The sequence below is a fragment of the Paenibacillus alkalitolerans genome (assembly GCF_016482785.1).
GTDB lineage: Bacteria > Bacillota > Bacilli > Paenibacillales > YIM-B00363 > Paenibacillus_AE > Paenibacillus_AE alkalitolerans.
In genome coordinates, this window is sequence record NZ_JAEMXM010000002.1 from 315119 (window position 1) to 326823 (window position 11705).

The 11705-nt window shown below is 51.7% G+C and carries 13 protein-coding genes; 2 read left to right on the forward strand and 11 right to left on the reverse strand.

Going from position 1 to position 11705, the window contains the following annotated elements:
- The first annotated feature begins 12 nt into the window (after positions 1-12).
- Entirely contained in the window at positions 13-555 is a 543-nt protein-coding gene (locus tag JET16_RS05425; protein ID WP_199614717.1) for a 1,2-dihydroxy-3-keto-5-methylthiopentene dioxygenase, read from the forward strand.
- Between the two features lie 131 nt (positions 556-686).
- On the opposite strand, the gene JET16_RS05430 is transcribed toward JET16_RS05425, so the two are convergent.
- The 4 genes from JET16_RS05430 to JET16_RS05445 form a co-directional block, all read right to left on the reverse strand.
- The gene (locus JET16_RS05430; protein WP_199614718.1) at positions 687-1481 is read right to left on the reverse strand and encodes an HAD family hydrolase; all 795 of its coding nucleotides are present in this window, start codon (positions 1479-1481) and stop codon (positions 687-689) included.
- Complete coding sequence (locus JET16_RS05435) at positions 1478-2005, reverse strand: hypothetical protein (RefSeq protein WP_199614719.1); 528 nt, start codon at positions 2003-2005, stop codon at positions 1478-1480. The genes JET16_RS05430 and JET16_RS05435 overlap by 4 nt, the downstream gene beginning before the upstream one ends.
- 5 nt (positions 2006-2010) lie before the next feature.
- Positions 2011-2196: a DUF896 domain-containing protein gene (locus JET16_RS05440; RefSeq protein ID WP_199614720.1), complete on the reverse strand. Its 186-nt coding sequence runs from the start codon at positions 2194-2196 to the stop codon at positions 2011-2013.
- Positions 2197-2319: 123 nt separating this feature from the next.
- Positions 2320-2661: a LysM peptidoglycan-binding domain-containing protein gene (locus tag JET16_RS05445; RefSeq protein ID WP_199614721.1), complete on the reverse strand. Its 342-nt coding sequence runs from the start codon at positions 2659-2661 to the stop codon at positions 2320-2322.
- A 187-nt stretch (positions 2662-2848) separates the two neighbouring features.
- On the opposite strand from JET16_RS05445, the gene lexA reads away from it, so the two are divergent.
- The gene (lexA, locus tag JET16_RS05450; RefSeq protein ID WP_199614723.1) at positions 2849-3469 is read left to right on the forward strand and encodes a transcriptional repressor LexA; all 621 of its coding nucleotides are present in this window, start codon (positions 2849-2851) and stop codon (positions 3467-3469) included.
- A 103-nt stretch (positions 3470-3572) separates the two neighbouring features.
- On the opposite strand, the gene JET16_RS05455 is transcribed toward lexA, so the two are convergent.
- The 7 genes from JET16_RS05455 to murJ all read right to left on the reverse strand — a co-directional run bounded on the left by JET16_RS05455 (position 3573) and on the right by murJ (position 11487).
- Positions 3573-4442: a class I SAM-dependent methyltransferase gene (locus tag JET16_RS05455; RefSeq protein ID WP_199614725.1), complete on the reverse strand. Its 870-nt coding sequence runs from the start codon at positions 4440-4442 to the stop codon at positions 3573-3575.
- 401 nt (positions 4443-4843) lie between these two features.
- On the reverse strand, positions 4844-6172 hold the full coding sequence (gene glnA, locus JET16_RS05460) for a type I glutamate--ammonia ligase (protein WP_199614727.1): 1329 nt from the start codon (positions 6170-6172) through the stop codon (positions 4844-4846).
- Between the two features lie 63 nt (positions 6173-6235).
- The gene (locus JET16_RS05465; RefSeq protein ID WP_199614729.1) at positions 6236-6646 is read right to left on the reverse strand and encodes a MerR family transcriptional regulator; all 411 of its coding nucleotides are present in this window, start codon (positions 6644-6646) and stop codon (positions 6236-6238) included.
- A gap of 84 nt (positions 6647-6730) precedes the next feature.
- Entirely contained in the window at positions 6731-7984 is a 1254-nt protein-coding gene (locus tag JET16_RS05470) for a methionine gamma-lyase family protein (protein WP_407673083.1), read from the reverse strand.
- 30 nt (positions 7985-8014) lie between these two features.
- Entirely contained in the window at positions 8015-9292 is a 1278-nt protein-coding gene (hflX, locus tag JET16_RS05475) for a GTPase HflX (protein ID WP_199614730.1), read from the reverse strand.
- A 27-nt stretch (positions 9293-9319) separates the two neighbouring features.
- Positions 9320-9967 carry an HD domain-containing protein gene (locus JET16_RS05480; protein WP_233531081.1) on the reverse strand — a complete coding sequence of 216 codons (648 nt, stop codon included), beginning with the start codon at positions 9965-9967 and terminating at the stop codon, positions 9320-9322.
- Entirely contained in the window at positions 9964-11487 is a 1524-nt protein-coding gene (gene murJ / locus JET16_RS05485) for a murein biosynthesis integral membrane protein MurJ (RefSeq protein ID WP_325176620.1), read from the reverse strand. Before murJ ends, JET16_RS05480 begins: the two co-directional genes overlap by 4 nt.
- Positions 11488-11705: the final 218 nt, after the last annotated feature.

The following is an 11705-nucleotide window of genomic DNA, read 5'->3' on the forward strand; positions in this document are numbered from 1 at the left end:
AGAGGGATTTCGATGGCTGAAATTCGCATTCGAAATACGAACGAACGGATTACCGGCGAACAAAATGTAAGGGAATTTTTATCGAGCCAAGAAGTATTGTACGAACATTGGAATCCGGACAAGCTTCCGGAGAATCTCCGAAACAAATTCGTATTGTCGGACGAAGAGAAAAATGAAATTCTTGCGACCTTCGACCACGAAATCCGGGATTTGGCGGAGCGCAGAGGGTACAAGACATGGGACATCGTAGCGTTGTCCGATGCAACCCCGAACTTGGAAGATCTGCTGAAAAAATTCGAACAAGTCCATACTCACACGGAAGACGAAGTTCGCGCCATCACAGCGGGACGCGGAATTTTCATCATTAAAGGGTCCGACGACGTAGGATACTTCGACGTCGAACTCGAAGAGGGCGACGTCATCTCCGTTCCCGAGCATAAGCCGCACTTCTTCACGCTTATGGAAAACCGGCAAATCGTCGCAGTCCGCCTCTTCATCGAACCGGCGGGATGGGTAGCCCACTCGTACGAAGACCCGGCATTCCAGAAAGCGTAAATCACGCAAGGGACATTGATTGTACTCTTATTTTAGCATATGCGGCGGTTTCGACAATTTTTTGATGTAATAGCGGAAAGTGGATACAAGAAACACGGCCCGTTCCAATCCGGTGGAACAGGCCGTGTTTTTTAATTTAACCGATCGATTATTCCGAGAAGCTGTTCCAGCTTCGTGACTGTATAAGTCGGAGGCACATGTTCACCTATGTCCGCTCCGTGATGATTAATCCAGACGTTCGGCATACCGATCCTGCTTGATCCGAGTATATCCGTCGTTAATTTGTCCCCAACCATAATCCCTTCTCCGGGAGCAATGCCGAGCAGCGACACGGCATGCTCGAATATCGACGGATCCGGCTTTCCCCGCCCGAACTGTCCGGAGATGACGATATGGTCAAAATACGGAACAAGCTGCGGAATACCGTCGAGCTTCTCCTTCTGTAAATCCGGGGACCCGTTCGTCAGCAATAACAGTTTATATTTCGATTTTAAAGCATCCAATACTTGAAACGTATCGGCGTAAACGTATGCGCGTTTCCTGCGTTCCTCCGGGAACCGTTCCCCCAATTCCGCGCCGAAATGAGGATCATCCACGCCAAGCGCTTGCAATCCCTTGGTCCACGCAGCTTTACGGTATTCGGGAGCCAACTGCCGCAGCATTCGGAAGTAAGGATCATCCCCTTCCGTAAAGTTCCCCCATAACGCTTCGAACGGATTAATTCCGATCATCTTTGTGAACGGGAACGTATCGTAGCTTTCATATAAGGCCCTTGCTTCTTTACGAACGGATGCATCCAACGCTGCCGGGTCGAGTGCATACTTATCGGCAGCAAACAGGCAGGTCGCCTCTAAAGCTTCTTTTACGCTGAGCTCGTCCCACAGCAGCGTGTCATCCAAATCGAACAAAACAGCACGCAATGTCAATCCGCCTTCACCCTCGCTCCACTGTCTTCTTGTAAGTTTATTTGATGTTTGGCGGCAAACTGCCGCACCGCATCCGTCAACCGGTCCATCGGATATAAGTGCATCCGTCTGGAAAATGTTCTTCTCGTCTTCCCGTCTTTCCCCTCAATTACGACATCGCCGGTCGTCATCCTAATGGTCCCGATCTCGGAAGCCGTCAGCGTCTTCTCGCCTGTATATGTGCGCCAGCTCAATTGCGACTTTCCGATCTTCAGATACGGTCTGCGCACCAAGAAATGAAACAACGCCAATACAAAATACAAGATGATCGTAATTTGGTATAAAGAATCCGATCCGGCAGCCGGGGGCAATGTCACTGCAAACAGCAGTCCCGCGAGAGCGAGCGCAAGCGGCAGCAACCAGCTTCTGCCTCGAACGGTCATTTCTCCGTCCCCTCCTGCTACGGGGGCTTGTCCGTGTTTTTCCCGCTGCTTGTTGATCTTCTCTTTATTCTTCTGCACCATTCGTTCCCACTTGCGGGACATCGGCCTCATTCCTTCTTCTTATCATCGTCTACAAATTCTATAGATTCCAACTGTACCCTTAAGGATTCTTTGAGATTGTCCAGATACTCTCTTCGCAATACGGCTTGCTCATCCTTCTCCTCCTGGGTCAGGCCGACGCTTTTCTGTTTTCGGGCCAGTTCGTTAATTCGCCGTATACGTTCCGTAACCATAACCTAATCCCCCTTCATGTCCATTTTACTTTGACACAGGGGCGAACAAAAAGTCAAGAAGCGCAAAAACCGCCAAACCCGGATGAGGGCTTGGCGGTTCATTCCGCACTGTCGAACAGATGATTATGGTAAAAGGAGAATTTGACCGGCTTGAATTGCTGAAGAATCCAGTTCGTTCAATTCCTTAATATCACGAATGTAGAAACGAACGTCCTTATCCGGATCTCCATATTTCTTCGCAATCTCCCATAGCGTATCGCCAGGTTCTACGCAAAGTTTCTTATACTCTTGCTTGGCCGCTTTCGTATCAGACGAGCGGTCCGTCTCGGCATCGCTGCCGTTCATTGCGTTCGCATGAAGCATTGCTCCGGACGAGATGCTAAGAACAATCACGAACAACAAAGTTGCTAATCTATTGAATGCTTTCCTCGTTATGTATCGAGAAGATGCCTGTGTACGTTTCATATTTATCGACCTCCAAACGTTTGTTCTGGAAATAGATTATCACGAACAGATGTTTGTGTCAATACAAAATAAGAACAAATGTTTGATGATTATTTTCGAATAGACCAACTCGAACTTATGTTTGTGCGAACTCCGGTTCTGTGTTATACTTTTGTTAAAATATTACTAATCCTTGGAGTGATCGCTCGTGACGAAATTATCGAATCGTCAGCAAGCCATTTTAGATTTTATTCGTAACGAAGTTCGGGACAAGGGCTATCCGCCGTCCGTCCGGGAAATCGGCGAAGCGGTAGGGCTGGCATCCAGCTCTACCGTACATGGGCATCTTGACCGGTTGGAGAAGAAGGGTTTTATCCGCAGAGACCCGACGAAACCGCGGGCCATCGAATTGCTCGGAGATGACGACGAGAGACATATGGTGCGCCTGGCTGTATCGAAGGTGCCGCTCGTCGGCAAAGTTACCGCAGGGACGCCGATTACGGCAATTGAGAATATTGAAGAATATTTTCCGCTCCCTGCCCACCTCGTACGCGATGACGAAGTGTTCATGCTTTCGGTCGTCGGCGAGAGCATGATAGAAATCGGAATCCACGACGGGGACTACGTTATCGTTCGACAGCAGCAGACGGCCAACAACGGCGAGATCGTGGTAGCGATGACGGAGGATGACGAAGCGACAGTCAAGACGTTCTACAAGGAACGGGACCATATTCGCTTGCAGCCGGAGAATTCGGCAATGGAACCGCTTCGTTACAACCATGTGAAGATTCTCGGCAAAGTTATCGGTCTATTTCGCGAAATTCATTAACCGAAACAAATCCCCCGCCATGAGGTTACTACTCAAGGCGGGGCTTTTGTTTACAGTAAGTAGTCTGAAATTGTAGTGAGTTTTTTCCGTTACACCGCTCAGTTTATCCTCTCATTACAGTTCCAAAGGTTATCTTCATATTCGAAGCGCACGTGAACCACGAATCATTATCGAATGTAATCGAGAATAACAACTCATTCTCATATTGTTGCCTTGCTTCCTCCTCCGATACTCCTCGGTCAACCAAATTTCGAATGAACGGCTCGCGTTCGCCGGGATGCGCCCCAACACCGTCCTCGCGCAACGATTCAAACAGATTTGTTTTTGAGTATGGGTTCAGGAAGTTCACTTTGTCGCTCACCCTACACTCCACGTTTTTTACCCCAAGCTTGGTCAAATAAATCGGCAGTTTCATCCCGATGTTCCCGTCTTTCCCCGTACGTAGAGCGTCGTCCTCAAACAACTTTTGCAGCAGTCCGAGTTGGATGATTTGGGATTGCCGTATTTCATGTAAATGTTGATTGGCCATCGCTGAAATCCAATGCGGTTCGAAGCAGGCAATTTTTCCGCGGTCCGTCACACAATTCAACATCTTTTTGAGCATTTCGATTGGATCAGAGATATGTAACAAGAAAGCATGACAAACCGCCATATCGTACTTTCGTTCAATATTTGCATCCCAAATATCGGCTGCAATAAACTCTGCCTCATATGGGAGGTCCTTGTAGACTTTTCTTGCACGCTCGATCAATTGCACACCGGCATCGATACCTGTATACGTAGAGCCTTGGGGCAGAAAGGGTAAAAGCTTCAGTCCTAAGAAACCATACCCGCAACCAAAATCAATGATACGCACAGGACGTTCAATTTTCCATACCGTCCTCACCAGAAACTCAATGTAATCGTCATTATAGTATAATCCTCGTGTATTGCTTAAATAATCAATCTTACCGTCCCAGTAATATTGTTCCAAGGAGATCCTCCTTTACGTTTTGCGTTAACTCAGCGGCCGGCTGCTAATGCAACTATATTGAATTATCCGAAATAATTGTAGACTTATATTTTTTATTATTATGTTGATCGCCGCTTGCACTTAAGCATCCACGTTCGCAGCGGTAATTTTTTCCTCTACAAATGCCAAAGGAATTTCACCACTCTCTAGCGGCAACTTTTGCCGCTGTACAACTGCCAAACCGTTCTTTACGCACGATTCGTCGTTTGCAGCGGTAATTTTTGCCGCTAGATTTCTATGTATATCCGAACTCGTTCTATAGAGGCAACTTTTGCCGCTGTATTGGTTTCTTCAATCTGCTTCGGGCACTTCGCGAAAAAAAAGGAGCCGCCCCAAAGGCAAGCCCCTATCACTTTATGCTGTTAATACAAAGTCAAATATTGATCGCGCTCCCACTGGTGGACTTGCGTCCGATACATGTCCCACTCGATTTCCTTCAACTCGACGAAATGTGCCAATGCGTGATCGCCGAGCGCATCGCAGATCACTTCGTCCATCAGCAGCTCCTGGATCGCTTCTTTCAACGAAGACGGCAAGCTCGGGATCCCCGCTTCCTCCCTCTCGTCTTCGCTCATGATGTATATATTCCGATCGACCGGTGCAGGCAGCGGATATTTATTTCGAATTCCGTCCAAGCCCGCTTTCAACATAACCGCCAGAGCCAAATACGGATTCGCCGACGGATCCGGATTGCGGACTTCAATACGGGTGCTTAACCCGCGTGAAGCCGGGATACGGATCATCGGACTGCGGTTGCTTGCCGACCATGCGACATAAACCGGCGCCTCGTAACCTGGCACCAAGCGCTTATAAGAGTTAACGGTCGGGTTTGTAATCGCCGCGAACGAGCGCGCGTGACGCAGTACACCGGCCATATAATGATAAGCAGTAGAACTCAAGCCCAAGCGGTCTTTCTCATCGAAGAACGCGTTCTTGTTCCCTTGGAACAATGACTGGTGCGCATGCATCCCGGAGCCGTTCATCCCGAACAGAGGCTTAGGCATAAATGTCGCATGAAGTCCGTGCTGGCGCGCAACCGTCTTCACGACGAGCTTGAACGTCTGGATTTGGTCGGCCGCTCTAACGGCATCCGCGTATTTGAAGTCGATTTCGTGCTGTCCCGGAGCGACCTCGTGATGGGAAGCCTCGATTTCAAAGCCCATCTGCTCAAGCGTGAGAACGATGTCGCGGCGGCAGTTTTCGCCGAGGTCGGTCGGCGCAAAATCGAAATATCCGCCTTGGTCGTTCGTTTCCAACGTCGGATTGCCCTTCTCGTCGGTCTTAAATAAGAAAAATTCCGGTTCCGGGCCCACGTTCATTGCTGAAAATCCGAGCTCTTCCGCTTCTTTCAAGACGCGCTTCAAGATGCCGCGAGGATCTCCGGCGAACGGAGTGCCGTCAGGCATATACACGTCGCAAATCAACCTTGCGACCCGGTCCTGCGTCACCCAAGGGAACACAACCCACGTATCCAAATCCGGATACAAATACATATCCGATTCTTCGATGCGAACATATCCTTCAATCGACGAACCGTCGAACATCATCTTGTTGTCAAGCGCTTTCTCCAATTGACTGACCGGGATTTCCACGTTCTTGATGACACCCATTAAGTCCGTAAATTGCAAGCGGATAAAGCGAACATTCTGCTCATCTGCGATCTTGAGAATGTCTTCCTTCGTGTAACCCAAATCGATCTCTCCCCATTGCAATATTTGTAGTTACGAAAACGAACAGCGGCTGCGCGGCACTCGCTACGAATTAAAAAACCTCGACAGTTCGCCTTGAATGAGAGAAACTTGACCGCGACGGTTGCCGGCCAGCAACTGCTGTTTCAACATCTTGTGCAGCTGTTTGTCGGACATTTCGCGCCGTTTTACTTCCGATTGTTCATTTAACACCGTTGCTTCTTCCGATTCTTTGGACATTGGGGACAACACCTGTTTGATCCCCGCGATGTTGACGCCTTTCTCGATAAGCGACTTAATTTCCAACAGCCGCTCGACGTCATTGAACGAAAACAACCGCTGGTTGCCCGAAGTGCGCGCCGGCACGATCAATTCATGCTGCTCGTAATAACGGATTTGACGGGCGGTCAAATCCGTCAGCTTCATTACGATGCCGATCGGGAACAACGCCATATTTCTGCGAATCTCATCACCCATTATACATCAACCTTCCAGTCTTTATGAGTGCTGATTCTATTGTAACGGATCTGTCCTATACTTGTCAAAGTATGTTAGATTTCGTCACAGTAATTGTTCATCTAACATTCGTTGAACGGCTGAAATGACACCGAGCTTTACATGAGAATACGTCAAGCCGCCCTGCATGTACGCCGTATACGGTTCCCGGATCGGCGCATCGGCCGATAATTCCAGGCTCCCCCCTTGAATAAAGGTTCCCGCCGCCATAATGACCGGGTTTTCATATCCCGGCATATCCCACGGTTCCGGAACGACATGCGCGTCGACTGCGGACGCTCTTTGGATGCTTTGAACGAATGAGATAAGCTGTTCAGGCCTGCGAAACCGGATCGCTTGGATAATGTCGGACCGCTTGCCGTTCCATGCCGGGTGTGTCGTCAATCCGAGCGATTCGAAAAGAGCGGCCGCGAATACCGTTCCCTTCAACGCTTGTCCCACCATGTGAGGAGCAAGGAAAAATCCTTGGAACATCGAGCGCGTCGCTCCCAACATCGATCCGACGTCCGCTCCGATTCCGGGGGCCGTCAAGCGGTATGCTGCAAGTCTCACATATTGCTCCCGTCCGACGATATATCCGCCGGTGGGAGCGACCCCGCCTCCCGGATTTTTGATCAGCGATCCGGCCATCAAATCGGCACCGGCTGCGGTCGGCTCGATTTCTTCGGTAAACTCTCCATAACAATTATCTACGAATACAATCGTATCCGGGTTCCACCTTTTTACCGTCTCCGCCATGGAACGGATATCGTTCACCGAGAACGACGGCCTCCAACCATAGCCGCGGGAACGCTGGACGGCCACCACTTTTATTTTCTCATTCCACTGCGCCCGGGCGGATTCCCAATCTACGCCGCCATCCTCAAGCAGCGGCACCGTTCGGCATACAATACCCCAATCGGCCAAGCTGCCCGTTCCGTCTCCCGGTTTCCCGATCACTTTGTGCAGCGTGTCGTACGGAGAACCGGTGAGGAACAACAATTCGTCCCCGGGCCGGAGCACGCCGAATAATGCCGCCGCGATCGTATGCGTGCCGGAGGCGAAATGCGGACGCACAAGACCCGCCTCCGCGCCGAACGCTTCCGCATATACCGCGTCCAGCGTCTCCCGCCCGCGGTCGTTGTAGCCGTATCCCGTCGATCCTGCAAAATGATAATCGCTGACCCGGTGACGTTGAAACGCTTGAATCACCTTCCATTGATTCGCGTCTATCAAGCGGTCGATATCGCCCAACCGTGGAGCTATTCGGGCTTCAACGGCTTCCACCGCCGCCGCCAGCCTGTCATTCATCTTTATCACGCGCATGTCTCTCCCAAGAAGTTTATTGGTTTATGCTTCGTAAGTCGCAAGCGTCCTTCCCGCTTGCTCGTAAGCTTTTGCGCGAACGCGCACTTCAAGCAGCACGTCTTCGTCTCCGGTTTCCGACCGGATCACTTCTCCGATCCGGTAGGCAAGCGCAATCAAGTCGCCGCGGCCGGCCGGCAGCCGGAATGTCTTCACATCTCCGAACAGCCGTTGCTCCAGGATTGCCTTCAATCGCTCCAAATCGCGCTCCGACTGTGCGGATATATGAAGCACATCCGTCCCTAAGGGAAGCATCTCGCGTTCAACGGCTGAGCACAAGTCGATCTTGTTGTACAGCGTCATCGTTTCTTTCCCTTGCGCGCCAAGCTCCGCAAGCACGTCGTCGACGACGCGCATCTGCTGTTCCCGTACGGGAGAAGAAGAATCCACGACATGGAGTATAAGATCCGCTTCCAACACTTCCTCCAGTGTGGCGCGGAACGCCGCAACGAGGTCGTGAGGCAAATCTTGAATAAAACCGACCGTATCCGTTATCACCAAGCTGCCGCCGGAAGGCAATTCCAAGTTCCGGGAAGTCGGATCGAGCGTTGCGAACAGTTGGTTTTCCGCGTATACGTCCGCGTTAGTCAACCGGTTGAGCAGCGTGCTCTTGCCTGCGTTCGTGTAGCCGACAAGCGCGACTTGGGTGACCCCCGTCTTCTTCCGCCGTTCACGGTGCAGCATCCGATGCTTGATCACTTCGTCCAATTGGCGGCGCAGCTCGGCAATCCGGTTGCGGATATGCCTGCGGTCAATCTCCAGCTTCGTTTCCCCCGGACCTCTCGTGCCGATGCCGCCGCCCAGACGCGATAAATTTTTCCCTTGTCCCGACAGCCGAGGCAGCAAATAGCTCAGCTGGGCGAGCTCCACCTGAAGAATCCCTTCGCGCGTCTTCGCCCGCTGCGCGAATATATCGAGAATAAGCTGCGTGCGGTCGATGATTTTCGAATCCAGCGCCTCCTCCAAGTTGCGCACCTGCCCGCCGGACAGCTCCTGATTGAAAATCGCCGTATTCCCGCCGTTCGCCTCAAGCAGCGCCCGCAATTCTTCGACCTTTCCCTTGCCGATGAACCATTTCGTGTCCGCCGCGTTTTTTCGCTGAACGATCGTATCAATCACTTCAACGCCGGCGGTTTCCGCCAATCGAACCAGCTCCTGCAGCGATTGTTCGGCGGAGCCGCCTGCCGCACCCTCCGTTATGAGATGAACGAGCACGGCCCGGTCGCGTACATCCGCGCCTGTAGTATGCATGACAGATTTCATTTGTGCCGCCTCACTCCTTTTATTTATTCAGTCATCCGCCCCGTCCCATTCCACTTGGAACCGTTCCAGAAAATCCAACATGAACCGGTGCCGCTCTTGCGCAATCCGCCGCGCCGCCGGCGTGTTCATGAGCGGGGACAGTTTCAACAGCTTCTCGTGAAAATGGTTGATCGCCGTACTTTTTCCTTTCCGGTACTCTTCCACACTCATTGTATCTCTTGGGGGCAAGTTCGGGTCGTGCATCGGCTGTCCCTTCCAGCCGGAATATGCGAAGGTGCGAGCAATACCGATCGCGCCAATCGCATCCAGCCGATCCGCGTCCTGCACGATTTCGCCCTCCAGCGTCGCAACCGGCGGCCGGCCGCCTCCTTTGAACGACATGGTGCAAATGATGGTCATGATGCGAGAAATTACATTTTCCCCCAAATCATAACGCTCCAGCCAGTCCCGCACACGCTTCAGCCCGGCCGCTTCATCCCCCGTCAGCTTCTCATCCGGTATGTCGTGAAGCAGGGCCGCCAGCTCGCAAACAAGCTCGTCGCCGCCCGATTCGCGCGCCAGCTTGACGGCCATCTTGCGCACGCGGTCGATATGCCACCAATCGTGACCGCTGCTGTCTCGTTCCAACTGCTCCCGCACCCATTGTTCCGCTTCCGTTACAACATTTGTCATCATGTGCTGTTCTCCTCTCCGGCGATTCTAACAATGATTTTTCGGACAAATAACGTGTACACCGAGAAACCGAAAGCAAAGGTTATAAATAAAAATGCTATCCTCGGACCTTCCGACTCTTTCAAAGAAAAGGATTTCCAAAAATACAGCGCTGCGATCAGCACCAGACAAAGCGAGACCGCTGCGGGCACGACAGCACGAACATTCCCTGCCCGAAAAGGGACCTTCTTATTCTTCAGCAGCGGGATCGCCAACAATACACCCTGCAGAGTCGCACCGGCCGCCGCCCCGTACCCGATACCGGACGCTCCGATCCGGTTGACGAGCGCCAACTGAAACACAACTGTCGCTAACGTACTGATGAGAACGAGACACGCGGGTTGAACGGTTTTCCCGGATGCAAGCCAATAACGGATAAAGATAGCCGATACGGAATGTCCAAGCAAGCTGAAAGCATAGCCTCTGAGCATATCCGACGTAAGCAAGACGGAATGCCACCGGAAAGCTCCTCTTTGAAAGAGTACCGCGACGACGGGCTCGCTCAGCAGCCAAAGACTCAGCATGACAGGCAATGAAACGATGAACACCAACTGAAGCATATGAATCGTGTATTTCCTCGCCTCGTCCAGCCGATTGTCCATCCATAATTTGGACAGCTTCGGAAGCATGACGGACGCGGCGGCGGTTGCGAAGATCCAGACGGGAACTTGAGAAATCCGATACGCGTAATTGAGGCTGGATACGACCCCGACGTCCAACGACGCCGCGAGCGCCCGCTCCCAAAACAGCACGGCTTGTCCGCTGATCACAAGCACGGAGTATGCGCCGAATATTTTCCATATTTCCTTCAACCAACGGTTGCGCACTGACGCGTCAGCCGGTTCGCCCGCCTCTTTATGTTCCGATTCCGGCTTTCGACCCGCTATTGCCGTGAACAGCAGCGTCCCGAAGGCTCCTGCCGTTACACTGAACGCGATCCATTGCAGCCCTCTCCACTCCGGCATGCCGGACAGCGTTACAAACACAGCGGCGGCAAGAAACGTACCGTGCATGATCAACGGCGCCGCAGCCGGAACGACGAAGCGGTTCGCCGCCTGCAAACGAGCGGACAAGGCGGCGAATAGCGAGAAAATAACGATGGTCGGGGCCATCATATTCGTTAACGTCCGAAGAAGGCCCGGAGGAAGCAGAGCAGCCGTCGCAAGCATAAGAAGTACAGTGGAAGCGAGTCCGAGTGCGAAGAAAAGCAATGCGGATTTGTTCCATATCTCGTTCCGCGATACCGCAGCGTTCTCCGATGACATTTTGGCATATACGGTGACGCCGGCGGCGCCGAGCGACGCCGCGAGCCAGCTGCTTGCGATTGTATCCGTTATAAAATATGCGACGGTAAAAGCGTCGGCCTCGGATGTCGTTCCGACGTAGCGGGCCAGCAGCACATCTTTCAAAAAAGCGGCGACCGCCACCAGCGCGTTGCAAATCATCACCCAAATAACGATACGGTTCATGCGATGCTTGTCCACCCCTCGCGCACTTCCTTCCAGTATAAGAAAAATTTCTATCGAAGTACATTCGAGGATGAGCGACCGCGGATTAAAGGTAATTTTTCTTGCGAGATCATGATGAGGCTGCTACGAAGTTTATTCATCTGATCTCTAAAGAAAAATTTCTATCGAAGTACATTCAACGAAGAGAGTACGTCTTTAAAGGTAATTTTTTTGCGGGATCATGATGTTTAACA

What these genes read in the sequence shown, in the direction of transcription:
- JET16_RS05425 (WP_199614717.1), top strand. Translation starts at nt 13, where the DNA reads ATGGCTGAAATTCGCATTCGAAATACGAACGAACGGATTACCGGCGAA.
- JET16_RS05435 (WP_199614719.1), bottom strand. Translation starts at nt 2,005, where the DNA reads ATGTCCCGCAAGTGGGAACGAATGGTGCAGAAGAATAAAGAGAAGATC.
- JET16_RS05440 (WP_199614720.1), bottom strand. Translation starts at nt 2,196, where the DNA reads ATGGTTACGGAACGTATACGGCGAATTAACGAACTGGCCCGAAAACAG.
- JET16_RS05445 (WP_199614721.1), bottom strand. Translation starts at nt 2,661, where the DNA reads ATGAAACGTACACAGGCATCTTCTCGATACATAACGAGGAAAGCATTC.
- JET16_RS05465 (WP_199614729.1), bottom strand. Translation starts at nt 6,646, where the DNA reads ATGGGTGATGAGATTCGCAGAAATATGGCGTTGTTCCCGATCGGCATC.
- hflX (WP_199614730.1), bottom strand. Translation starts at nt 9,292, where the DNA reads ATGAAATCTGTCATGCATACTACAGGCGCGGATGTACGCGACCGGGCC.
- JET16_RS05480 (WP_233531081.1), bottom strand. Translation starts at nt 9,967, where the DNA reads ATGATGACAAATGTTGTAACGGAAGCGGAACAATGGGTGCGGGAGCAG.